The sequence below is a fragment of the Dyadobacter sp. AC419 genome (genome assembly GCF_979253085.1).
In genome coordinates this window covers 230,386-254,981 of record NZ_CEEDCD010000027.1, presented here as the reverse complement: position 1 = coordinate 254,981, position 24,596 = coordinate 230,386, and the positions used below count along the sequence as shown (strand labels likewise).

General features: G+C 43.9%; 24 protein-coding genes. 5 read left to right on the top strand and 19 right to left on the bottom strand.

Going from position 1 to position 24,596, the window contains the following annotated elements; all coding sequences use genetic code 11:
- Position 1: 1 nt before the first annotated feature.
- The 3 genes from AC0IYG_RS26055 to AC0IYG_RS26045 all read right to left on the bottom strand — a co-directional run bounded on the left by AC0IYG_RS26055 (position 2) and on the right by AC0IYG_RS26045 (position 1,697).
- Entirely contained in the window at positions 2 to 226 is a 225-nt protein-coding gene (locus AC0IYG_RS26055) for a CcmD family protein (RefSeq protein WP_471714033.1), read from the bottom strand.
- A 71-nt stretch (positions 227 to 297) separates the two neighbouring features.
- Positions 298 to 984, bottom strand: a complete 687-nt coding sequence (gene ccsA, locus AC0IYG_RS26050; RefSeq protein ID WP_471714032.1) for a cytochrome c biogenesis protein CcsA — start codon at positions 982 to 984, stop codon at positions 298 to 300.
- Positions 985 to 1,019: 35 nt separating this feature from the next.
- The gene (locus AC0IYG_RS26045; protein WP_471714031.1) at positions 1,020 to 1,697 is read right to left on the bottom strand and encodes a heme exporter protein CcmB; all 678 of its coding nucleotides are present in this window, start codon (positions 1,695 to 1,697) and stop codon (positions 1,020 to 1,022) included.
- Positions 1,698 to 1,867: 170 nt separating this feature from the next.
- Here AC0IYG_RS26045 and AC0IYG_RS26040 point away from each other — a divergent pair, with 170 nt between their 5' ends.
- Positions 1,868 to 2,095, top strand: coding sequence for a FeoA family protein (locus tag AC0IYG_RS26040; protein WP_471714030.1), 228 nt, complete (start codon positions 1,868 to 1,870; stop codon positions 2,093 to 2,095).
- 29 nt (positions 2,096 to 2,124) lie between these two features.
- Positions 2,125 to 4,260 (top strand): ferrous iron transport protein B, encoded by a 2,136-nt coding sequence (gene feoB / locus AC0IYG_RS26035; protein ID WP_471714029.1) that lies wholly within the window; start codon positions 2,125 to 2,127, stop codon positions 4,258 to 4,260.
- A gap of 183 nt (positions 4,261 to 4,443) precedes the next feature.
- Here the strand turns inward: feoB and AC0IYG_RS26030 are convergent, their stop codons facing one another.
- The gene (locus tag AC0IYG_RS26030; RefSeq protein ID WP_471714028.1) at positions 4,444 to 5,925 is read right to left on the bottom strand and encodes an NAD(P)H-hydrate dehydratase; all 1,482 of its coding nucleotides are present in this window, start codon (positions 5,923 to 5,925) and stop codon (positions 4,444 to 4,446) included.
- Between the two features lie 132 nt (positions 5,926 to 6,057).
- On the opposite strand from AC0IYG_RS26030, the gene rplS reads away from it, so the two are divergent.
- Positions 6,058 to 6,420: a 50S ribosomal protein L19 gene (gene rplS, locus AC0IYG_RS26025; RefSeq protein WP_233796335.1), complete on the top strand. Its 363-nt coding sequence runs from the start codon at positions 6,058 to 6,060 to the stop codon at positions 6,418 to 6,420.
- A gap of 128 nt (positions 6,421 to 6,548) precedes the next feature.
- Positions 6,549 to 7,334, top strand: coding sequence for a diaminopimelate epimerase (dapF, locus tag AC0IYG_RS26020; RefSeq protein ID WP_471714027.1), 786 nt, complete (start codon positions 6,549 to 6,551; stop codon positions 7,332 to 7,334).
- 22 nt (positions 7,335 to 7,356) lie between these two features.
- Here the strand turns inward: dapF and AC0IYG_RS26015 are convergent, their stop codons facing one another.
- Positions 7,357 to 7,662 carry a rhodanese-like domain-containing protein gene (locus tag AC0IYG_RS26015; RefSeq protein WP_471714026.1) on the bottom strand — a complete coding sequence of 102 codons (306 nt, stop codon included), beginning with the start codon at positions 7,660 to 7,662 and terminating at the stop codon, positions 7,357 to 7,359.
- A 2-nt stretch (positions 7,663 to 7,664) separates the two neighbouring features.
- Complete coding sequence (locus tag AC0IYG_RS26010; RefSeq protein ID WP_471714025.1) at positions 7,665 to 8,807, bottom strand: DEAD/DEAH box helicase; 1,143 nt, start codon at positions 8,805 to 8,807, stop codon at positions 7,665 to 7,667.
- 177 nt (positions 8,808 to 8,984) lie between these two features.
- On the opposite strand from AC0IYG_RS26010, the gene AC0IYG_RS26005 reads away from it, so the two are divergent.
- Positions 8,985 to 9,806 (top strand): hypothetical protein, encoded by an 822-nt coding sequence (locus AC0IYG_RS26005; protein ID WP_471714024.1) that lies wholly within the window; start codon positions 8,985 to 8,987, stop codon positions 9,804 to 9,806.
- A 4-nt stretch (positions 9,807 to 9,810) separates the two neighbouring features.
- Here the strand turns inward: AC0IYG_RS26005 and AC0IYG_RS26000 are convergent, their stop codons facing one another.
- From AC0IYG_RS26000 to AC0IYG_RS25940, 13 genes are all read right to left on the bottom strand, one after another.
- Complete coding sequence (locus AC0IYG_RS26000; RefSeq protein WP_471714023.1) at positions 9,811 to 11,541, bottom strand: M14 family metallopeptidase; 1,731 nt, start codon at positions 11,539 to 11,541, stop codon at positions 9,811 to 9,813.
- 20 nt (positions 11,542 to 11,561) lie between these two features.
- Positions 11,562 to 12,716, bottom strand: coding sequence for a lipase family protein (locus tag AC0IYG_RS25995; protein WP_471714022.1), 1,155 nt, complete (start codon positions 12,714 to 12,716; stop codon positions 11,562 to 11,564).
- A 79-nt stretch (positions 12,717 to 12,795) separates the two neighbouring features.
- Positions 12,796 to 13,824 carry a hypothetical protein gene (locus AC0IYG_RS25990; protein WP_471714021.1) on the bottom strand — a complete coding sequence of 343 codons (1,029 nt, stop codon included), beginning with the start codon at positions 13,822 to 13,824 and terminating at the stop codon, positions 12,796 to 12,798.
- 5 nt (positions 13,825 to 13,829) lie between these two features.
- On the bottom strand, positions 13,830 to 16,514 hold the full coding sequence (locus AC0IYG_RS25985; RefSeq protein ID WP_471714020.1) for a DUF3352 domain-containing protein: 2,685 nt from the start codon (positions 16,512 to 16,514) through the stop codon (positions 13,830 to 13,832).
- A gap of 11 nt (positions 16,515 to 16,525) precedes the next feature.
- Positions 16,526 to 17,269, bottom strand: a complete 744-nt coding sequence (locus AC0IYG_RS25980) for a glycosyltransferase family 2 protein (RefSeq protein WP_471714019.1) — start codon at positions 17,267 to 17,269, stop codon at positions 16,526 to 16,528.
- A gap of 76 nt (positions 17,270 to 17,345) precedes the next feature.
- Complete coding sequence (locus AC0IYG_RS25975; RefSeq protein WP_471714016.1) at positions 17,346 to 18,464, bottom strand: acyltransferase family protein; 1,119 nt, start codon at positions 18,462 to 18,464, stop codon at positions 17,346 to 17,348.
- 2 nt (positions 18,465 to 18,466) lie between these two features.
- The gene (locus tag AC0IYG_RS25970; protein ID WP_471714014.1) at positions 18,467 to 20,161 is read right to left on the bottom strand and encodes a hypothetical protein; all 1,695 of its coding nucleotides are present in this window, start codon (positions 20,159 to 20,161) and stop codon (positions 18,467 to 18,469) included.
- Positions 20,158 to 20,688 (bottom strand): transketolase family protein, encoded by a 531-nt coding sequence (locus tag AC0IYG_RS25965; RefSeq protein WP_471714012.1) that lies wholly within the window; start codon positions 20,686 to 20,688, stop codon positions 20,158 to 20,160. The genes AC0IYG_RS25970 and AC0IYG_RS25965 overlap by 4 nt, the downstream gene beginning before the upstream one ends.
- Positions 20,672 to 21,079, bottom strand: coding sequence for a transketolase family protein (locus AC0IYG_RS25960; protein WP_471714010.1), 408 nt, complete (start codon positions 21,077 to 21,079; stop codon positions 20,672 to 20,674). Before AC0IYG_RS25960 ends, AC0IYG_RS25965 begins: the two co-directional genes overlap by 17 nt.
- A 21-nt stretch (positions 21,080 to 21,100) precedes the next feature.
- Positions 21,101 to 21,289: a hypothetical protein gene (locus AC0IYG_RS25955; RefSeq protein ID WP_471714008.1), complete on the bottom strand. Its 189-nt coding sequence runs from the start codon at positions 21,287 to 21,289 to the stop codon at positions 21,101 to 21,103.
- An 11-nt stretch (positions 21,290 to 21,300) separates the two neighbouring features.
- On the bottom strand, positions 21,301 to 21,594 hold the full coding sequence (locus AC0IYG_RS25950) for a type II toxin-antitoxin system HigB family toxin (RefSeq protein ID WP_471714343.1): 294 nt from the start codon (positions 21,592 to 21,594) through the stop codon (positions 21,301 to 21,303).
- Between the two features lie 76 nt (positions 21,595 to 21,670).
- A complete protein-coding gene (locus AC0IYG_RS25945) occupies positions 21,671 to 23,665 on the bottom strand; it encodes an NAD-dependent epimerase/dehydratase family protein (RefSeq protein ID WP_471714006.1) in 1,995 nt (664 codons plus the stop codon).
- On the bottom strand, positions 23,658 to 24,485 hold the full coding sequence (locus AC0IYG_RS25940) for a transketolase (RefSeq protein WP_471714004.1): 828 nt from the start codon (positions 24,483 to 24,485) through the stop codon (positions 23,658 to 23,660). The genes AC0IYG_RS25945 and AC0IYG_RS25940 overlap by 8 nt, the downstream gene beginning before the upstream one ends.
- Positions 24,486 to 24,596: the final 111 nt, after the last annotated feature.

Below are 24,596 nucleotides of genomic sequence, written 5' to 3'. Positions count from 1 at the left end.
TTTACTTGATATTTAGATCTTTTTCAATTTTGCTCAATTTGGAATCGATGCGGAGCATGTTAATGGCAATGCCGGCAAAAATCACTGCAATAACGGCCACGACAACCCAAATCTTACCGTCTTCGCGCAGCTTGTCGGCCATGGCAATGCCATTATCCGCAGCTTGGGCAAACAGGTTTCCTGAAATCAAAAACAAGGTGAGCAGGATGAGGGAGACTTTTTTCATTGTATGAACAGGGACTAGAATCTTAACGAAAAATTGAATTAAAATGTTTGTCAAAACTTAAATAACCAGACTTAATGCACTTTATCTGATGTGATCAAAGCTTCGTCACGCACTCTGTTGATGACTTTGATCCGGATCCGGAGCTCAGCCAGCCATAAGCCCAGCAGAATGTATCCGATCACAGCGGGATAGAAAACCTTCCGGATATCATTGTTGAAATCGTAAGATCCGAATGTGCTGTTCCCGCCGCTTCCGGGATGCAATGAATCCGTAAGTCTTGGCAAAATGTAAATGATAGGAATAAAGACTGCGAATGCAAAAATGTTGTAAACAGACGAAATCCGCGCCTTACGCTGCTCGTCTTCAAATGAGCTTCTCAACAACAAATAAGCGAGATAAATCAGAATGCCGACCGCGGCACCATTCAGTTTAGGATCATTAGGCCAGGGATCGCCCCAGGTGTAATTGGCCCAGATCGAGCCAGTAAGACAGCCTAATATTCCAAAGAAAATGGCAGATTTGGCCAATTCGCTGGCAATGTCATCGTCATTAATGCGGCCTTTGCTCAGATAACGGATTGAAAAAATCATGGAAGCGAAGAGCAGCGTTGTCATCGCCAGCCACAGTGCCACGTGAAAGTAAGTGTTGCGAATGCTTTCGTTAATAATGGCAAGACGCGGAACAGGGCCCATTATGCCCATAATGATCACATAGAAAATGATTACTATGCAAAGGATTTTCCACCAGATCTTTCTCATTTTATGCTTTACTTTAATTCTTTACTTGCTGATTATCAGCTTCTCCATAAATAAGGAAAAAGCAGAACACTCAGCGTAATTACTATGAGATCAATTGATAATAGTGTGGTGATTTCGTCCGTGCTAACCGACCAGTCCAAACCGTCCATCGCGTTTTTCGCCAGACGGATCGTCATCAGCAGCATAGGCAGAATGATTGGAAAACTTAAAACAGCCATTAATGTTGCGCTGTTGTCGGCCTTGGAAGCGATGCCAGCCACGAGTGTCAATACAGAAGCGAAACCGATTGCCGCCAGAAAAAGGCACAATGTGAAAAGCCCCATATCGCCAACCGGATTGCCCATTACAAAAGCGTAAAAAACAAACCCCATTCCGGATAACAACAACATGATGAACGAGTTGTAGATGATCTTGGAAATGATGATCGCTTGCGGACTGCAAAGACTGTAATAGTAAAGCAGGCGGCCATATCTTTCCTGGGAAAAGCTTTTGGCAATGGCATTAACCGCTGTGAACAATATAATGATCCAGAATAGTGTGTTCCAGACAATAGGAGTGAGTTGATTCCTGCGCAGATTAAAGCTGAGATAGCAGACAAAAACGGTGCTGATCACGTAAAGCAACATGCCACTCAGCGCATATTTTTGACGCCATTCGAGTGTAATTTCTTTCCAGATAAGGGTTTTAATCTCGTTCAAAATTCCGCTGCTCATTTACTCTTTGCGCTGCAAAAGTACTACATAAAGCCCGAGGGAAATAATAAATGCACATGATTTTGCGCGAATTGTGACGGGTAAAATACAATTCGAAAAGTAATGTTTGAATTACGGTCTGATAGTGCTTAATTTGCAGTTTAAATAAAATGAATCTAAATAAGGAGCGTATGTCAGCTCGTACAGTCAGTCAACTTCGAAAGGGCGAAAAAGGGATCATCAAATCTTTTACGGATCGGGCTATGTCTTTGAAATTGCTTGAAATGGGCTGCCTGCCCGGTTGCGAAGTGCGACTGGACGCTGTGGCGCCATTCGGTGATCCGATCTGCATCAATGTTGGTGGATCTTATTGTCTTTCTTTACGACTGAATGAAGCTGCGGTGATTGAGATTGAGTGACAATACATTCCGCTTATTAAGCCTCTCCATTGAAACAAGGGAATATAAAAGTTGCGCTGGTTGGTAACCCCAATGCCGGCAAGTCTACATTATTTAATGCATTAACCGGTTTACGTCAAAAAACAGGGAATTTTCCGGGCGTCACAGTTGAGAAGAAATCCGGCTCGTTTAAGCTTTCAGGCGCTGGCGCACAGCCAGATTTGTCCGTTGTCATCGTCGACCTTCCCGGAACGTACAGCATTTATCCTAAGTCCCGCGATGAAACCGTCGTAATGGACATTCTCGCAAACCCGAAGCATCCTGATTTTCCGGATGTGGTGGTCGTTGTGGCCGATGCTTCCAATTTGCAAAGAAACTTACTGCTTTTTACTGAGGTCAATGATTTGGGTTTGCCTTGCGTGCTGGCCCTTAATATGTTAGATGTTGCAGCGAGCATGAATCTGACGGTTAATGCTGTCCAGCTCGCCATGAAACTGAATGTGCCGGTTGTACGCATTAATGCGCGGACGGGTGAGGGAATTGATAAGCTCAAAGAGGCGGTTCGCCAGGTTGTGGAGCGCTCAGAGCAGCCTGCACTTTCTTATTTTTATGAGCCCAAAGAAAATGAATTGGAGCTTATTGAGGAAGTTAAGGAAATGTATGCGCTTGATAATGATTATGTTGCCTTGCAATATGTTTGTCAGCACGATAATTTTTCTTTCCTCGAAACGCCGGCGCGTGTTGCATTAGATAAGCTCATTGAAAAGCATTCCTTTGATGAAAATGTTTTTCTGGCCGAAGAAACGGTTTCCCGTTATGCAAAAATAAAACCCATTGTAAACAAATCGGTTAAGTCAGCCGGTCAGACGGAGCAGCCTTTTTGGACCCGGAAGCTGGATAGCGTGTTACTGCATCCGTTTTGGGGTTACGTAATGTTTGCGGCAGTGCTGATCCTGGTTTTTCAAGCTATTTTTTCCTGGGCAACCTATCCGGTCGATATGCTGGATGCGGGCATAGCGGCCAGCATTGAGTGGACGAAAGGCGTTTTGCCGGAAGGTATTTTGAACGACCTGATCACGGACGGCATTATGGCCGGTTTGGGCGGCATTTTACTGTTTATTCCTCCTATCGCCATTTTGTTCGCACTCGTTTCGATTTTGGAAGAATCGGGTTACATGGCGCGTGTTATGGTAATTATGGATAAACTGATGCGTAAATTCGGCCTTAACGGTCGAAGTGTGGTGCCGCTTATTTCAGGTGTAGCCTGTGCAGTTCCCGCCATTATGACCACCAGAAGCATCAGCAGCCGCTATGAACGACTTTTAACAATTTTGGTGACGCCATTAATGAGCTGCTCGGCCCGTCTTCCTATTTATACAATTCTGATTGCATTGGTTGTGCCGCCGACAAAAGTGCTTGGCTTTTTGAATATGCAGGGACTTGTGCTGTTCGGGCTGTATTTTCTGGGATTAGTCGGTGCATTGGGGACAGCGTGGATTTTATCATTGTTTGTTCCAAGAAAAGAGCCGGGCTATTTTATGCTAGAAATGCCTTCTTACAAGCTGCCGCGCTGGGGACATGTGGCATTTACAATGTTTGACAGCGTCCGCTCATTTGTATTGGAAGCCGGAAAAGTCATTATGGCAATCTCCATTATCCTTTGGGTGTTGTCTTCATACGGTCCGGGCGATAGCATGGAAAAAGCCGAAGCCGAGGTGATTTCAACGATGCCTAATGCTCCACAGGACCAAATTGACGCGGCCATATCATCGGTTAAGCTCGAAAATTCCTATGCAGGTCAGTTCGGACATTTCATCGAACCGGCAATCAGACCATTGGGTTATGACTGGAAAATTGGCATTGCATTATTGGCTTCATTTGCAGCCAGAGAGGTTTTTGTAGGAACAATGGCAACAATTTACAGCATCAGCGGCGATTTTGAGGACGTCCCGACTGTAAAAGAGAGGCTGATCAAAGAGAAGAATCCGGAAACCGGCCAAGCCATGTTCACGCCAGCCGTATGTTATTCCTTACTCGTATTTTACGTGTTCGCCATGATGTGCATGAGCACCATAGCAGTAGTCCAACGCGAAACCCACGGCTGGAAATGGCCCCTAATTCAACTGGCCTATCTCATGACGCTGGCGTATGTTTCGGCTTTTGTAGTTTATCAGGTTCTGAGTTGAAATAGCTCGTCAATGTCTCTTTTTGTAATTTTTTCTTTTTTACCAGAGACTTTAAGTAGCGCTTCAAACTCATCAATGGTCAACTCCGTATCGAAGTCGCTTAGCCGAACATGTTTTGGAATAGTTGGCACATAGAATATTTTATTGCTCATAAAATGTCACATTGACTTACATATATATATTTCACCAACCCAAACTCTCCACCACATCCATCGCAATCAAAGCACTCTCACCACGCTGCTCCGCAGCTCGGTCACCAGCCAATCCGTGCTGATAAACCCCTAAAATCGCTGCTTGAGAAGGCTCGTATTTTTGTGCCAAAAGGCTAGTTATGATTCCGGTTAGGACGTCGCCGGTGCCGCCGGTTGCCATGCCTGGGTTGCCGGTGGAATTGAAATGGACTTCTCCGTTGGGGAGGATAACGGCTGTGTTGGCACCTTTCAGGCAGATGATCACTTTGTGTTTTTTTGCAAAATCAATCCCGATTTGCAACCGCTCGAATTCATTTTTGCTTTCTCCGACGAGGCGCTGGAACTCTTTTGGGTGAGGAGTTAGGATAGTATTTTCTGGTAATTTCTGTAATAAATGTCGATTCTCGGATAGAATGTTCAATGCATCTGCATCCATAATAAGCGGAACTTTTGCAGATTGAAGCAGCTGTTCGATCACCTTTACCGTGTCTTCGTCCTTGCCAATTCCCGGCCCGATTCCGATCGCAGAATAGCTTGTCAAATCACTTAATTTGCTGATATGGTTACGATTTTCATCTGTCACGGCCATTGCTTCAGGAATGGATATCTGAACAATCTCATAACCACATGACGGAATGTGCATGGTCAGCAAACCTACGCCGGACCGCAGACAAGCTTTTCCAGAGAGCACGGCAGCGCCCATTTTACCATAACTTCCTGCAATAAGCAGCGCATGTCCGAATGTGCCTTTGTGCGAGAATTTATCCCGAGGCTTAATCAGTTTTTCAACCGTCATTTTATCATTATAATAAAACGGCGTTTTCACTTCTTTGATAAATTGTTCATTCAGCCCGATTTCAACCAAATGCCAGGAGCCGACATATTTGGCATTTTGAGGCATTAAGAAAGCCAGTTTTGGCAGCTGGAACGACACAGTGAAATCCGGCTCAATGATTGGATCCGATTTTTCATTGCTTTGATCAGTGTAAAGGCCACTCGCAATGTCAACGGATACGAGCTTGTGTGGCAATGCATTTAAAAAATGGATCACTTCGGCCAAAAGTCCTTCGGCTGGGCGCGACAAACCAGAACCCAGAAGCGCATCAATGCAAATGACATTTTCAGATAATGTTGGCAACTGGTGACGTGAAGCAATGCTGACGGGTTGCAAATGGTCTTTCAATCTTGATAAATTGCTTTGAAAATCATCGGAAGCACGGTCTGTATAACCAATAATGTAAACCGAAACATCATAACCGCCGACACTAAGGATGCGCGCAACGGCAAGTCCGTCTCCACCGTTATTTCCTTTGCCACAAAAAACGGCCACCGGACGTGTGTTCACAAATTGATTACAGAACCATCTGACAAATGCATTGGAGGCGCGTTCCATTAAATCGAGTGAAGAAACCGGCTCATTCTCAATAGTATAAGTATCCAGAGCGCGAATCTGTTTTACATTGAGTATTTTCATCTAAAATGCTTTTACAAACAAACAAAAAATCTTAGCTTTGCACTCGTTTTCGCAAGAGCTGTTTTGAATGAAGGGGCGTCACCTCATCCGCTGGAAGCAAGCTATCATTTTAAATCCAAAAAAGCATTCGTCATGAGCGAACTTATTAAACTCGTAGAAGCAACGATTGAAAATCGTAAATCCGAGTATCCTGAATTTACTTCAGGCGACACGATCAACGTACACGTTAAGATCCGTGAAGGTAACAAAGAGCGTGTTCAGCAATTCCAGGGAACTGTTATGCAACGTCGTAACCTAAGCGGAAGCGGTGAAACTTTCACAGTACGTAAAATCTCAAACGGCATCGCCGTAGAACGTGTTTTCCCAATTCTTTCACCAAGTATCGCTAAAATCGAATTGATTCGTCGCGGTAAGGTGCGTCGTGCACGTCTGTTCTTCTTACGTGGCCGTCAGGGTAAAGCCGCTCGTATTAAAGAGCTTAAAGTATCGAAGTAATATAAATTTTCTTCGGACAAAAATTTTGAACCCTGCAAGCGATTATTTCTTGCAGGGTTTTGTTTTTAAAATACCCGTCGGCAAACCCCATTCCCGTCGGCTTAAGCCGACGGACAAAAAAAATTATTATGAATGTTGTATTTTATAAATATCAGGGCACGGGAAATGATTTTGTGATGATCGATGACCGTGATCGGTCATTTCCTGTTTCCAAAGAATTGATCGCTTCTATTTGCCACCGCAGATTTGGAATCGGCTCAGATGGATTGATATTGTTGCAAAATGAGCCTGGATATGATTTCCGCATGGTTTATTTCAATGCGGACGGGGGAGAAGGCAGCATGTGCGGCAACGGTGGTCGCTGCGTTGTGCGGTTTGCTCATGACCTTGGCTTGTTTACTGATTCGACCACATTTATTGCTGTTGATGGTTTGCACGAGGCAACGGTTTCCGGTGATGTCATTAGTCTAAAAATGTCTCCGGTAAACACGGTTGAGCGTTACGATGAATTTGATTTCATGAACACCGGCTCTCCGCACTATGTCACTTATGTCGATAATGTGTCAGAAACGGATGTCTTTAACATTGGAAGTGAAATTCGCTACGGCTCCGTTTATGGGCCAAAAGGTGGGACTAATGTTAATTTTATCGAAGTGATTGAAGACAATCATTTGAGCGTGAGAACTTACGAGCGTGGCGTGGAAGATGAAACTTACTCATGCGGCACGGGCGTAACGGCCTGCGCATTGTCTGCGCATTTACGCAAAGGTTTCGATGGGCCTATTAAGATCGAAACCCTCGGCGGAACATTAAATGTAGATTTTGAAGAAACAGCGTCAGGATTTGACAACATTCATTTGATTGGCCCTGCGATAAGGGTTTTCGAAGGAAGCTTAGACTTGTCAGTTCTTTGAGAAACTGGTGAGTCCAGCACTTTCATTCAGATTCAATTATTCCACCCTTAACGTGGAATATTTTTTTGTCCAGCCATTCAGGAACGCGGCAGTAATCCATGGCGGCAACCTTGCTTCTCACGCCGTTTGTGCAGATCACGATAATGTTGTTGTAAGAAGCAAGATCATTTCTCCGCTCTCTTATGTCGGCAAGCGGAATGTTAACTCCGCCTTCATTAAACTCTTCAAATTCCCAATTCTCCCGGACATCAACAAGCACGGCATCTGACTGATTTGCCAATTGCCGTGCTTGTTGAAGTGAGATATCCGTGTAAGTATTCCTTGTCATTGTCACCTGCCGACAGCGTACGGATGGTCGTTCACCACCGGAATATTTTTTGCGATCAATTTATGAATGTCTTTCAAATAAGGTTTTTCATCCAGGTCACAGAATGAAAATGCGATCCCTTTTGCTCCTGCGCGACCTGTACGGCCGATGCGGTGCACATAAGTTTCAGGAATATTCGGGATTTCATAGTTAATCACGTGCGTCAAATCATCGACGTCAATGCCGCGTGCAGCAATGTCTGTTGCAACCAAAACCCTTGTAGTCTGGCTTTTGAAGTTTTTCAATGCATTCTGACGGGCATTCTGTGACTTATTGCCGTGAATCGCTTCTGAGCTTACGCCCGCTTTTCTCAAAACCTTCACCACTTTGTCCGCACCGTGCTTTGTTCTTGTAAACACAAGCGCCGTTGCAATAGACTCATCTTTCAGAATGTGCAGCAAAAGTGAGTTTTTATCTGATTTATCAACAAAATAAACAGATTGACGGATCGTATCAGCAGTCGAAGAAACAGGAGTAACTTCAACTTTAAGTGGATTTCTTAAAATCGTATTAGCCAATGTAACAATGGCTGGCGGCATAGTTGCCGAGAAAAATAATGATTGCCTTTTCGCCGGAAGCAGCTTAATCACCTTTTTAACGTCATGAACAAAACCCATGTCGAGCATGCGGTCCGCTTCATCCAAAACGAAGAATTCAAGCTGGTTTAATTTGATAAATCCCTGGTTAATCAGGTCAAGCAAACGTCCCGGTGTTGCTATCAACACATCAACGCCGCGTTGCAATGCATCCGTTTGCGGTTTCTGTCCAACTCCACCGAAAACAACCGTATGCTTAATGTTTGTATGGCGACCATAAGCTGCGAAACTTTCACCAATTTGAATGGCAAGCTCGCGCGTAGGCGTAAGGATAAGTGCTCTGATATGGCTTTTTTCGAATTTCCCAATCGGGTTATTGTGAAGCAATTGCAACATCGGAATAGCAAATGCTGCCGTTTTTCCTGTGCCTGTTTGCGCACAACCAAGTAAATCTTTTTGATCCAGAATTACGGGAATTGCTTTTGCCTGAATGGGTGTGGGAGTGGTATATCCTTCTTCTTGAAGAGCCTTAGCAATGGGCTCAATGAGCTTTAAATCTTGAAATGTCATTTGGTTTTTTTAAAGAGCTGCCATCGAAATGTTAATTTAAGCAGCCTGAATAATGTAAAAGGCCTTGTGAGACAAGGATATAACAGAAGTGAATTTTTAAACGTTCAGTCCATATACTCTGCAAAAGTATCGAGGATTATTTAAATTTGACCAACATTCATCAACCCAAATCACATTATGATCAGGATCGTTACGCTAACTGTATTATTATCAGTCACATTTCTGTTTGCAAATGGACAGGATGTTTTGGTTAAAAAAAATGGCACCACGCTGGAAGGAAAGGTTGTAGAAGTGGGTGTCGACCGTGTTTCTTACAAAATCAGTTCGGAAGAAGGCAGTGCTAATTTCGTAATCCGGAAAAGTGAGCTGAACCGGATTGAATTCGGGAATGGCCAAACTGTTTTTTTCGACGAACGCAATTTGCCTAATAAATCCAGAACCCAAAAAGAACCTTCAAACAATGCTTTTGGCAGACATTTGATAAATTTCTCTCCTTTTAAGGCGCTCGACAGCGGTCCCGGTTTGGGCCTTAGTTATGAATTTATAGCAGATAAGCGCGGTTATTTTGGTGTTATCCTGCCGGTTAGCCTCATTTTTCCCGACCGTTTCAGTTATTCTTTTGATGGAACAAGCAATCAGAATGAGAACTTTTACTTCGCCCCCGGGGTGAAAATCTATCCATTTGCACAAAGAAAAGTCACTTATGCCGTCGGGCCTAATCTCTTTTTAGGATTCGGAAAAGGCACACAAAGCGGAGGATTTTATGATCCGAACACGGGCACTTACACAGGAACTCAGACAGAAACCAAGGTTTTTCGTTTCGGAATTATTGTCAATAACTACGTCAATTTCCAGATCACGTCTCATTTCCAGATTGGCCTGAGCGGTGGCCTCGGATCCAGATATGTTGACAGGGAAACTTATAACGCAGTCAGGACCACCGAGGGCGGCATTAACATTACAGGCGAATTCAACTTCAACTTGGGATTGAGATTCTAAACAATCACTTCATCAAGCGGAAAACAGGATAGCGCATGTATTCCTTTTCCCGGTAAGGCGAATTGTCGTAAATAAAGTCCAGTTGCGCATTTCCGCTCTTCGCGAAATCGGGATCATTTTTGCGCTTTTCCTGTAATTTGGCCCTAAGTCCCGGCGTTTTTTCCAGCATTTCCGCCGCAAGATCCTCGAAGACGTATCCCGAATAATGTTCTTTCGATTGCAGGATGGTGTCAAAGAAATTCCATTTGAAGAATGAATCAACTCCCTTTGGTTCAAGGGTTTCTATAATGTATCGGTTCGTCCATTGGTTGACAGCAATGTACCAGTCGCCCTTTTTGAATGCAACGTTCTTTTTTACTGTTTTCAATTTCACACTCGTGTGCCAGTAATGTCCTTCAAACGGCTGTTTAGGCGTTTCCAGGTCTTCAATATAATAAGTTTCGACCTCCATTTCCTTGTCCTGTTCCAGCTGCTTCACTTCCACGCCATTCAGTTTCAGCAGGTCAACTACATTGTGCCAGCCTTGCGGAATAATGTAGGCAACCGGCTTTACAATCTCATCCACAGGCATATAAGTGTCGTAAAACGGGATTTTTTTGGTAAATGGTTTGGACCGGTTGTAATAAAGCCGTTGCGCACCGCTCACTTTGCTTGGAATGTATTCTGGTTCGTAACCTTTGAAGTCGATCTGCGTGCTTTTTGCTTTGTTAACTTCCCATGTTACCGCAAATTTTTCCTGCGTTTTTACAGCTTCTTTCGTGTCGCGACGAAGTTTCAGCAGCTCTTTCCTGTTTCTTGCCAAAAACTTAATGTTACCCAACAAATACGAATAAGTCGACGCAACGCGCTTGTCATATGGTTTCAGCATGTGCGTTTCGGTCATGACGCCGATCGTATGAAACAATGCAGCATAACCTGTCGAATAGCGCGGCCAATCCGGGAACTGCACGAAACCTTTGTCAGGCGTTTGCCCCCAGGAATTAACGTAAGGCGTGGCCTCAAAGCCTGATTCCTTCAAATGTTTATACATGTAAGGCAGGAAAACCTTGTCATTGAAATAGCCTAATTTCCCGCCTAGCTTGTCTTTTTGCGCATAATCGAGTGTCATCACATATTGGTAATCGGCGCCATTGCTTACGTGCGTGTCGGCGAAAAGATCCGGGTCGAGTTCATGGAAAATAGCTGCAAAGCTGCGCGCATTTCTTGTGTCACTTTTGATAAAATCCCTGTTAAGGTCATAATTCCGGGCATTTCCACGAAAGCCATATTCTTCCGGCCCATCCTGATTTGTACGCGTCGTGATATTTCTGTTCAATGCTCCGCCAATGTTGTAAAATGGAATGATGGCCAGAACAACATTGTCGAGCTCAGGAAACTTTTCGGGATTAACGGCAATGTCACGCAGCAACATCATGGAAGCGTCCACACCATCCGATTCGCCTGGGTGAATGGCGTTATTGACCAGCAGAATGGCTTTTTGCTGTGATTTTAGTTTCTTAATGTCAAACGTTTTGCTTTTGGAAAACAAAACCAGGTGAAGCGGTTTGCCGCTGTCCGTAAGCCCTTTTTCGGTGATCTGAATTTGTGGAAAATCTTTTGCAAGCAGTTTATAAAATGCAATCCCTTCTTCATAGGTCGGGGTTTGTTTGCCGCCGCTGGTCTCGAACCGGGTTTTGTATTGAGCGTTTGCTGAAAGTGTTAGGAGAAAGGCAAATAGGAGGAAAGGTAATCGCATAGGTTGAGTTATTCTTGTAATTAATATTTGTATTGCCGCATTAAATACAAATATGGATCGGGTAAATGATGAATAAAAATTTGTTTTTCTGAATCCGGGAAGCGTTTGTAATATTCCGCATCCGGGATAAGTGCAATGGTGGGGCCTATCCGCACGTAATTATTGCTTTTGTAATAAACAGGCGGCTGAAATTCAGGAAGTGCCTTCACAATGGACTTGGACGCGTAATTGCCTAGATATTTCTGATAATTTCTCTGCGCCTTCTCGCTTGGCTTCTTCATTTGTTTGTAAGCATGCTTTAAGGCAACACGGGTCAGCAGGTTTTGTTTTTTGATAACCGGCTCAATGTTTTTGAAAGGATTGGTCTCATTGAAGTCATTCAATGTCTGAACAGAAAAGGGCAGCTCCGGCACCCAATCCGCTGCATTGACCACATTATAACCCCAGCCTCCATCGACGAGGCTTTCATATTCATAGGCATAATAAGTGTTTCCTGCTTTCGGGCTGGCGCTGGCGTAGGTTTTAAACCGAATGTCGGCAGGCAACTTTTTATCTTTTTGTAACTGGTAAAGATGCGATGTAAGCAGAAAACTGATGGCGCCGCCCTGGCTATGCCCCATGATCACAAATTCTTTGATGCCGGTTTTATAACAGGAATCAATTTTTGGCAGCATATCCTTTGCCAAAAAAGCCATCCCAACGAGCCAGCCAATGTGAACAGCGGCCTTTGGATTGTCTGCCAGATGATATTGAAATGTGTAAGCATTGGTGAGCTTCACTTCGCCTTTTGCAGGAACCATCGCCGCATAAAAATTTTCCAGCCAGCCAACCGGATTCAGCGTCGTGCCCCGGACATTGAGCACGGCAATCGGATGCTTTTTATTGATCCATAATGCCCATTTGTTATCCAGACCGATCACAGCGGAATTGTACACATTCGTAAAATGTGTCGGTTTGGTGACTAATGATTTCGGTTTGGAAGTGTCAGCTTTCGTAGAGTCATACAAAAGCACGTGCATGCGCAGGAGTTCCAGATATTCTTCTTTGTCAAATCCGGGTTTCAGCTTACTATTTTGCGCTTTTGAGGCAGCGGAGGAAAGAATCAGGATAACAAAAACGAGGCCGCTCGCCATTTTTACCAGGCTTTGCAAGCCATACGCACGTTTATCATTCATGGGATTGATCTTAAAAAGCGGGAAACCAGCATTTGTTATTTTTAAATGTAGGAAATCCGGCTGATAAGCAGGCAAAACATTACATATTTTCCTGACCGACGAAGCTGTTGATCAATGTATTGACCTTGTTAAGCCACAAGTTTTGCGCCTCGCAGGTCCAGTGAGAGTCACCTTTCAAGTAAGCAGCCGCTCCCATTTTACGGAAATCGCCCAGCACATCAATGTAAGGCATGGGAAGATCGGGATGTTGGTAAACGCGCTCGATCAGGCGGTTATAAGCGCCATATTCGGGATGAATGACCGAAACTTTGTTAGGAATGATCGATAAGGCAACAAAATCAAAACCCATGGCGTGGGCTGAATCTTTGCTCAGTTTCAAATTCAAAACAAGCGAATCCAGTTGCGTATCGCGTATTTCTGAAAAAGATGAGGTCACATGCGGCGTGTCCGTGTCCATGTAAGAAACCACGCTCCGGTCTTCATCCACAAGCGTTACGCTCGTATTGACGCGATGGAAAAAGTGATAAGTAAAATCAGCTTTCCACTCTTTGACTTTCAGGAATGCTTCGTTTTGAAATAAAAGCGCTTCGAATCGATCCTGGGCCTGTTTTCCGTTGAATGCATCATCGAGCTTGTTCATGAATTGGGAAGAAACGACTTTTTGAATAAATGTCGCCGAATCTGGCAAAATCAATGTAACGGGAGTTTCCAGATGCTGCCTGAAATGTCTTTCAACCGATTCCAGGAGCAGAATGTTGGTTTTAGAAGTGTCGAGTTTGACGTGCAGCATTTCGGACCAATGAACCCTTGTGTATTCGTCCACCGCAAAATCCTGCTTGCCAACGCGCTCTTCTTCGCTAAAACTGTCGCCTATAATGTATAAATGGACTTTTTTGTCAGACTTATTTTTGGCAGGCGGTGTGTAAGGAGGACATTGCTGTTTCGGATCTTTAAATGCAGAAAGGTTGGCCATGCGGTAAAGGTCACCATACTGATAGCCGTCGGTGATCAATTTGTATTTTCCAACCAGCCCCAAAAGGGTAGGATTGAGCCCGCAGGCCCAGATAATGCTTCCTAAAATTAAAATCGTGTATTTTAAAAACTTCATATCTGCTAACGAAGCTTAACGGACCAAACCTGAATCTTTTTCTCCGACCTGCTGAATATCAGCAACTTATAGTAACCTGGCTGATAAGTCAGCTGCACAGGCATTTCCGACGGAATCGCTTTGTCGCCAAGCCGTTTTCCGGTCATGTCGAAAACAGTGGTGTAATTGCCTGACTTAATGGTGATAAAGCGGTTATCGACGCCAAAGAAATGATATTGAATAACGGAATTCGGTAGAATGTCTTTTATCTCAAACAGGTCATTCCCATCTTTCGTAATAATGGCTGTTTTGGAATTCAATGATCTGATCAAAATCCAGTCAAGAGAATTTCGGTCAAAAAGCGTTTTGAACTTTGAGCCCGGTTCCGGACGCAGTAATTGCTTCCGGGAAGTGATTTTACCGTCCAGACTAATGCGGATCAGTTCCCCCGAAACGCTTACGCCCACCAACTCCGGCTGGCCAGTTTCAGAATTCTGTGTCCAGGTGAAAGCACTTTCAGTCCGGGTCAGAATGTCAACTGGAAAGCCTTGCCGAACGCTTCCATTCTCTTTTAACAAGAATATCTTTCCATTTTTCTGAGTGACGATGAAGCCGCGATTGCCGATTTGATTTAAAGCAACCACCGGACTTTGCACATTCTCAAAATTCACCGAACTATTCAGTCGCCTGATTGGCTTCGTAACGCTTTCCCAAAGAAATAATTCTTCTGCTTTGTTCTTGATAATGAACCGGTTACTGCCATCATCTCCGCCGTCGATTGCGTATAAAGCTGCAATGTCTTCGGAGGAAGGAAGCGATGCCGTGAATGTTGTTACTGTCGTTGAATCGTCTTCATCCAACGCGTAGACCGTGCGGTTTGTGGCGAAAATGCGTTGCTGTCTGCCGATATTCAGGAAATCGACTTTATATGCAGCCGTGGCGATGGGCCCGTTCAATTTAGCAATAGTCTCCGTTTTTCCCTCCCTTAAATTGTTTGTTCTGAGCAGGTTATGCGCTTTGTCAGTCAAAAGGATTTCGGAACTGCCGTCAATCGGGTTTTGCAATGCGGCAAGCTCACTGTCGAAAATATCCGGCCACTCAATGTCAATGTTCAGGAATGTGCGGTTGAGAACTTTGCTTGCCGTTTGCCGTTTTTTGGCAAGAAGCGTGATTTCAGGAAATGCTTCGCCGTCATCATATTTACACTGAAACACAAGCGATTCCATTTTCGAAACCAGGTCAGCATATTTTTTTATGCCATCATTTCCAGCCCGCGATTGCGCCTTGCGTAAGTTAACAATCAAAGAAAGCTGCGCCTCGGACTTTGCAGATGTCAGCACGCTGTCATACTCGGGGGACTGCTTCCAAGTGATCTGATTTTCGTAGTCAACAATGTAATTTTGAAGCACTTGCGAGTTATTACTGATCACCAGATACGGCGCAATGTAAGTAATGTAACTTCTCGGAAAGCCCGTAAACATGGGACCGTAAAGTCCCGAAGGAAGTTCAGAAATGGGCACTGAATAAATATCGTAACCTTGATATTGGTCAATCGATACATTTGTTTCTTCGTTTGCTAACGCCGAAAGCTTCTTCAAAACGGGTCGAAGCTTTTCATAATTTGAGAATTCTGCCAGCAAGATCTTGCCGTCGCTAATGCTGTTATTTTCTTCTAACTGGCACAGGATCAGTTCCGCTCCAAGGTTGTCAATCAGCAAATTGCTTTCTTTTCCAATGTAATAATTGAGCTTGTTCCAGGATTCGGATTTGTAACCTTTATGCCATGCGGCAAATTCCTTTTGAAACGCCTCGCGATCCACAACCGCGGATCTGTATAGAAAAGAAGTTTGTTGCGAAATGTGCTTATGACCTGTGAATGGTGCCCCCGGAATGTCTTTTACAATGTCGGTCAAATAATAATCGGGTGCGCTTGTGCCGGTGGATTTTAGAGAAAGGTTACTTTTCGTCTTGGCTTCGTCAATGTGAAAGTCCTGGAAATTGGGAAAGTTTCTGCCAAACTCATAAAAATTCGCATTGACATTATCACCTGAAATAACCGATTTCCACGCATCATTCCGCAAATAAATGCTAGTTCCATAATCGGAATCATTAATGCCAGCAAACCTTGATTTCAGCTTGAAAGAATCAATGTTAAGTGAAGAAGCCCGGACCGCATCCTCGATCAGATCGCCATAATAACTTACAATAAGATAATGATCTTCAACCAGATAGGAGAAAAGCGGACGGGAATTGCTGTCAATAATGTCGGTAATTCGGTGATCCTGAAAGTTATGGTGCAGCGCCCGGATGTTCGGATGTTGCGGCTTGCTCAGCCATTTTGTTTCTTCCTCATTGTTGATGGGAATATACATGATCACACCCCATTCCGTGCTGGTTCTGGGATGATAGGAATACGATATCGCCTTGTCTTTCAGAAAGTTGTTGAGCTTTTTCTGATCATTGGTAAAAAGATTGAGCAAGGAAAGATTGTCACTTGCAATGTCCAGTAACGGCAACCTTTTAATGTCGAGAGAAGCGTCGGTTGCAACGTACGTGGAATCTTGAAGATGTTCGCTGGTAATCACCACAATTGCGCTGGATGGAATGAATTTCCAGGCAGCCGCAGATCCCCGTGCATATTGGAACAGAAAATATCCTGCTGCCGCAATGACAGCAGCGAGCAGGATAGCAAAAATGTATTTTTTCGACACAAGCCTAATGTTTAAGCACGGATCGCTTTTACTTTTTGATTGAGTTCAAGACGAAACCGTAACAGTTCTTTGAAGCTGCGTATACAAACCTTCCAGAGGTTCCATTTTACGATTGAAACCGTTCCGGTTTCGCGATCTTTATGTGTAATGGGGATGTCAAACAATTCCTGACCTGACTTTTTAGCCATAACGGATAGGAATATATTTGGTGCAAACGGCTCTGGATCAGGAAGCTGGTTCATCAGTTTTTGCAAGAATGTTCCTTTAATCAAACGGAAAGGAATATTGCTGTCCATGATGAATGTTCCGTAAACCGTAGAGATGGTGCCGCGGAGGAATTTGGTGATAAACAAACGCACACCGGCATCGTGCCTTACTTCTCTATATCCCAGGATAAATTGCGACTGGCTGCGTTTATTCCAAAGTTTGTCAAAATCATCTGATACAAACTGGTCATCGCTATCTGTTTGGAAAACATATTCAGAATTGAGTTCCAAAGCCTTGCGATAGCCATTTACAACTGCATTGCCATGACCACCATTTTTCTGATTGATAACCGTCAGATTGGTAACTTCCTGCTGCAGTTTGTCCAAAAGCACTTTTGTATTATCCTTGGAACCGTCGTTGATTACAATCAGCGTTGTATTGTCGTTGGGAAATTTATTTTTAAGAAAATTAGTCCAATTATATACTACCTTTTCGATACAATCCTGTTCATTGTATGCGGGCATTACTATACTAAGAAGGTACGACATGCAGAAACTTATTTGGTATGGTTGCGCGAAATTAATAAATAAAGCCTGTAACCGGGCTATCGGTAATGATAAATTACTATGCGTACCTGTCTTTCAGCGCATTAATTGGCTTCTCGAAAAAATGCCACGAAATGGATGCGACAGCAATCGTCAGCGAAATTACTACGAATGCTTCGAAGGCAACTGATCCTTTTAAGTCGGGCGCATATTGGTATATTTTCCGGAAAAGCCGGACCGTCGGATGCATTGGGCCGCTGTGAAAATGATTGTAAACAAAGTTGTGATAGAGATATAAACCATAACTGATTTTACCCAAATAAATGCTCACGGGATTCTCTAAAAATGCTGCCATAATGCCGTTGTATCCCATCACAGCCCTTCCTATCAGGAAAAACCCAAACAAAGACGAAACGGTTCTGTCCAACACCACAAAAGAAACGTTGAAACGGTTATCAAAGGATTTGGACCAGAATTGAAGCAGCACCCAGCCTGCAAACGCAAGCAAAACGGGCCATGACTTATTGAAAAGCTTTACGAAAAAATCATTCCTGTAAACTTGCAGCCACGCCAGCAATCCACCCAGGGCGAATGAATCAAGACAAGCGGGCGTGCTCACGTAAGTCACAATCCAGTCGTCGATTGCAAAATCCGGATTAGCGAAATAATAGTAAAATCGGAATGCGATGCTCAACAAGCCCATGACGCCCAAGACGGGGACAAGCTTGTTTTTTGGAATAAAAAAGATCAGAAAAGGGAAGAATAAATAAACCTGCTCTTCCACAGCCAGCGACCACAAATGGTCCATAGAACCCATCCAGGTCTTGTTCCAGGCCATGTAAATGTTGGTGCCATATAAGGCAAGCCAGCCCAGCTTTTCCCGCACCGGCGGTACATTGAATATGTAAAGCAGGAAAATCGTCAGATAATAAACCGGAAAGATGCGGATCGTTCTGCGAATGAGGAACTTACCCAGATATTTCCTGAAACCGCCTTCTGTTCCGTAGTTCTTTTCTTTGCTTTTTAACAGGATCCTGGAAATCAGAAATCCACTTAATACGAAAAATATAGTAACTCCGGTCGCACCGACGGGCACCGTGTTTACTTCTACAAAAAGATGTTCAATTAGGACCAGCGCAATGGCAATGAACCGGATTCCATCAAGCTGGATAATGTGTCCTTGTGAATTGCTGCGCATGTTTACCAGTTTACCTTCACTTTATTCTTTTTAACTTCATTAACACGGACCTTTTGATTTTGAAACAAAATGCCCGTCTGATCACCTTGCTGGCGAATCAATGCTACATCATAAACACCTTTGTCCATTTCTGCAAAGGGAATGTCCGCCCTGAACCCGGGTGCGAAATAATATTGCTTCAAAAACAGCTCTTTCCTGCTTGTATTACGCGTTCTTTTGGCTGGAAAAAGATAATAACGGTCTTTTGAACTTAGTAGAATGTAAATGCCGCTGTCCTGCAAGCGCTGACTGGTAAATGTGTTGTTTTCAACAATCAGATTCTCTTTGCCAGGGGTGAATGTGGTGCGATCATACAATTCGGTTAAGCCGCGTGAGTTTCCGGCATAAGTCTGCCGATCAGCAAGCGAGATCAGCGGAAGCAGCTTATCGTAGAAAACAGGCGTTTTCTCGACAATGTTTGCAGCCAGGGACGTGTCGGTGGGATGGGCCAGTTTTTTATCATTAAAAGTCCAGTTGAACTGATAAGTCGTCAGGTCTTTTCGCAGATTATAGGCTTCAACCAAATGATAATGATAGCTGAAAACATTGAAAACAATGCCCAGGAAGATGATAGCAGTAACATAAGGGGACAGAAAACTCCCACGAATAGGGATCACTACATATAAATACGCGACGATCAGTAGCAGAACTGAGTATATTTTATAGCGGCTCGTTACTAATGTATCGAAACCAAATCCTGCGCGGCTGTAAACAACGATTAATGCAGTTCCCAGGATAAAAAGAACTGTCCCGAGGCAGAATAGATCTGTAATGCGCTCAAATTTGTTCGCATATTTATTTCTGACGATCCGGAAAAGTGTCGTGGAAACAATAGAAACCGCCACAAGAAACAGAACAATCCCCATCAGGAAGCAAACCCTGATATGATCAGCAACCGGGAAGGATTCTGCAAACGACCCGATAAAGGCCATATAACCTTTTATGAACTGAAAAATAGACGCCTTGGATTCCGGGTTAGATTCGGGTTTGGAATACCAGTTGAAATAACAGAAAATCTCAACTGCGCTGAGGATCAGCCATAGCGCAAACCGTTTCCGGTTTCCGGTCAAAAACAGCAACAATGCGCCTAAGGGAAGAACGAGCAAGCCATTTCCGCTGGTAAGAATTGTAACCGCAGCCAGAAACAGAGAAATAATGTAAGGAAGCGTCTTGAAATTGATACACAAATACAATGTCCAAACCGTCAATGTAACGACGCCAAAGTTTTGGATCGCTGCCATTCCCCAATACATATTTTCCCAATATGCAAGCGTAAGCCAGAGAAAAGGGATCGGGACAAGTGCGAAAAGCGGCTTTTTGTTCTTTTTAAGGAGTTCATACCAAAGCGGGATCACGGCGAGGAGCAGCAAGTTTCCTGCAGTCATCAAATGCCTGTAATTCAGCGCACCGAACAACGAATAATCCCACCATGCTATGAGGCGGGTCAGTGAGATCCGGTGTTCATTATGTTGTTTAAAAAGCAGCCATATCTTTTCCTTCCAGGTGTCAGCCTGCGAATAGAAAAGGATAAATTCCTTTAAAGCGTGGTCGTCCCATTTTGGGATGTTAATAGCATAATAATTCCAGACCGTAAAGTATATCAGGACCGGTAGCAGCAGGATCAGGCTCAGAATGATGGTTAAAGCCTTTTTTGTCATGCCGGAATCATTAGTTGGCCAATATGTGAGATAATGGAATCGGGGTCCAGTCCGGATAATTTCTGATGATAAGTCTGGCTTCCGTAACGGCTGTTTGGATAACCTTCTGCTTTCAGACTCTTGAAACTGCGCGGGAAAATGCCTCTTTCGAGCAACTGAACAGACAATTGCTGCGCCAGTCCGCCCGTGCTGATATGCTCTTCCGCAACCAGGATCGACGGCGCTTTCCGGATCATAGTAACCAGATCATCGTTGATCTGCAAAGGAAAATGCAAAGCAGTAACAACATTGACTTTCGAAGCCAGGTCATCAGCAAGCGATAGGGCGGTCATTACATTATTAGCAATCGGTCCCAGTGCAAAAACCGTGATTTCGGCCGTTTCAGGCGCATGAATAATCTTGAACGAGCCACTTGCGTAGCTGTTATCAGGCGTTGTTTTGCCAGCACCCAGACGTAAGTAAGCAGGGCGTGCGTCAGCTACAATTTGCTGAATAACGGGTTCTACTTCGTCAGCAAATGCAGGCACCCAGACATTGGCATTTTGCTGCCCCGCTAAGACATGCCAAATCCTCAATTGTATGGTGGCTGCTGCCCATGATTCCATAACCATAACCACCGCCATTTCCCACAAGGAAAACGGGTAAATTATTAAAGCACACGTCGTTACGGAATTGTTCCAGGCATCTGTAAACAATAAAAGGGGCAATGCTGTAACAGAAAACTTTGTATCCTTTATGAGCAAATCCGGCTGCAACGCCGATCATATTCTGTTCTGCAACGCCTGCATTGATAAAGCGCTTACCCATTTTGGCCTGCAGGTTTTCCAATGCATTATAGCCAAGGTCGCCCGTTATAAAAACAATGGAATCGTCCTCCATTGCCAATTGCTCCATAGCATTCGAAAATTCTTTTCTCATTCGGTTTGTATGATGATGCTGTTAGGCACTTTTTATTTCAGCAGTTTCCAGTTTTGGAAGCGGATACGTTTTTCTTTCGTATTCCTGAATTGCTTTCGCAACCTTCAAAAACGCTTGCCGCTTTTTTATGTCTTCCTCAAAATTCTCAGCAATCAGATTGTCAATAATCCTGAGCGCTTCATTATATTCTTGTTCAGTCAAGAGTTTCATAGCAATGTCCTTTAAATCTTTGAAACATTGATCTTATCATACTCGCTATGCGATCCGAACCAGCGGATATATACCGTCCGAACGCTGAAAAATATCATTGCAACCATGCGATATTGATTTCCCTTGATATTAAAGACAAACCTGTTATCGCCAACGTAATCGACACTATTGAAAACGGATTTCACGTCCGTGAAGTTTGCCCAGTTTGCTGATTCTGTCTTATCGGCCCATTCAGCAATTGCTGTTTTGGCCTCAGGATATTTAATGCAATAGTCGTGTAATGTCTTTTGTTTGATAATAACCATCAAGCTTCAACCTTAATTTGAATTTATTCAATTCCATTTGAGATTTCAAAGTTGTTGAGCTTGCTTAAACATTACATTATTTCCTCAATTGCTTAACCAAAGTCCGGATCTCATCGGCGGTTTTGTATGCTTTTGAGCCGCGGCGGATTTTGGTTCGGATGTATTTTGGTCGTTTTTTGGTCTCTTCAAAGATCTTGGCAATGTATTCGCCCAGGAATGAAATGCCGAGAATTGTTAACCCCCCAAAGAAAACAACGAGCACTATAACTGTGCTGATTCCTTGTGGCGTATCCGGGAAAAACACGAATTTGGCCAATATTTGCCAGATAATGCCCAGAATTGAAAGTCCGGTTAATGCAAAACCTGCATAACTCATCAATTCCAAAGGAGCAAAACTGAATGAGAAAATCGCCTTCTTGGCCCACCAAATGTTCTTTGTCCAGTTATTCGTCGAAACACCGAACATTCTTTCTGGTCTTACATAGGGAACGCCCGTTTGTTTAAAACCAACCCAGGCACGCAATCCTCTTAAAAACTGCTCAGTCTCAGGCAGATCCACCAATTCTTTGACAACCTTGCGGTCGATCATTGAAAAGTCACCTGCATCGCGGGGAATGGCAATGTAGCTGAGGCCTTGAAAAACTTTGTAAAACGATTTGTAAAAAAAGTGAATGTGCGGCTTCATTTCGCGTTGCACGCGGACGCCGTAAACAACGTCATTCCCATCCATCCATTTCTCGTAAAAAGCAGGAATAATTTCCGGCGGATCTTGCAAATCTCCATCCATTAAAACCACGCAATCGCCTGTTGCAATTTCCATTCCGCTCAAAAATGCGGACTGAGAACCGAAATTTCGTGAGTGGCTGATCCCAACGACATTAGGATCTTTGTCACAAATCTTATTAATCACTTCTTCCTGATTATCAGGCGAGTTATCATTTACAAAAATGATCTCATAACGCACTTTCAGATCATTGAATGTCTTCACAAGGCGCTCATACATGAACGGAATCGCCTGCGCATCCTTATAACAAGCGATAATGGCGGTAATGATCGGGTTCAATTTCGGATTTTCAAAAGCAGGGATTACGCGCTCTTCATAACGCATATCCGCCTGCCATTGACTGTATTTTGAAAGTCCGGTTTCCAGTGGCGTCCGTGCTTTCCAGCCAAAATCCTGCTCAAAAGCAGTCGGGTCGCCATACCATTCGGCCAGGTCCCATTTCCTGTTTGACATGCTGCCCCACTGCGGTTCCTGTGCAATCGAAAAAGTCCTTCTGGATGTGTCAACGAGGTCGCCCATGGTCGTTTTACGGCCCGTTGCAATATTGTATGACTTACCGGATGTCTCTTTATTGATTTTAAGCGCAGCGTCCAAAAACGCTTCCACGCAGTCTTCAATGAACACGAAATCGCGGCTGATGTCAGGTGAAACCAGCGAAGGAAGCTGTTTCTTTCTGGCGTTTTCAATCAATTTCGGGATCAGCCGGTCTGGCTCTTCCCAATATCCATAAATGGAATAAAGTCTGAGATTAAGGGTTTTCAGATCAAAAACCTTTGCATAATATTCAAGCAAATAAGCCGCTGAAACCTTGGAAACCGCATAATGACTGTTTGGCTCAACACGGTCCGTCTCTTTCGGCGAAGTGCAATTGAATCCATATTCCGAGCTGCTTCCGGCATGGATATAAACCATTTCCTTCGTGCAGTTTTGAAGAATGTTGACCGTCCCGATCACATTCGTTTCGTAAGTCAGGTTAACATTGCTTTGCTTGCTGTATGCGCCGTAAGCTGCAAGATTGAAAATTGTCTGCGGCTTGTATTTTTCAAAAACCTCCTGAACCGAGTTGTGGGACAGGATGTCGCAATGCACGATATTTTCGAAAGGAACATTAAGCAATTTAAGTCGCCACGCCTTTGTCGCATCGTGTGTCAATGCGTAACAATCCTTGCGGATCTTGAAAATTTCGTTGAATAAATTGGCACCGATAAAGCCGCTTGCACCAAAAACAAAAACAGGCCCTTTTAAACTTTCTATTTTTTCGCGGTAAACCGGCAATTGGTCAAGCATTCGTCAATTCATTAAAGTAGCGTTCCTTTACTTCCAGCGTGGCTTGCTCGTATTGGTCCTTATTCATCGGTAAATAATGCCACTCCAGTTTGTTTTCCATGTAGGAAACTCCCTTGCCCTTCACCGTATTTGCGATAATTGCCTTAGGAAGACCGTTTTTATGGGTTTTCAATTCATTAATAGCCAAACTAATCGATGCAATGTCATGGCCGTCGATTTCAATTGTCTCAAAACCAATGGCATTCCATTTTTCCACAGAAGCCGTTTCGCCCAGGACTTTGTCTGTAAAACCGAATCCCTGCAAACCGTTTTTATCAATGATCATAAAAAGGTTATCCAGCTGATTTTGAATGGCATAATGTGCTGCCTCCCAGGTTGTTCCTTCATTGGTTTCACCATCAGAAAGCAATGCGAATGAATAAGTTTCATCGCCGCTTACTTTGGCTGCATGCGCAATGCCCGTTGCGATAGGCAACCCGTGTCCTAATGAGCCGGTTGCAAATGGAATTCCTTTGTATTGTCTTGGAGCAGGGTGGGCGGGGAGTGTTGTTCCGTCCTGGTAAAATGTGTCGAGTTCTTCGTCGGTGATCTCGCCGGCAACATTCAGGCATGCGTATAATGCTGCTGCTGCGTGGCCTTTGGATAAAATGAAGGTGTCTTCCTCCGACTTTTGCAGAAAAAGGACCGCAATCATGAGGTCGATGCAGCTTAACGAGCAGCCGATGTGCCCAGCATTTGCTTTATGGTAAAGACCCAATATTTTAAGCCGAAGTTCTCCGCTTATTTGTCTGGGGTCATTCAATATCTCTTCTGCAGTCATGCCTGTGTATATGTCGATATTAAGAAAATCTCACAAAATAAAGGTCCAAACTTCTGTTTTGCGTGTGCAATATACAAAATCTTATTTGTCGGCTTTTGCCGGCAACGCACA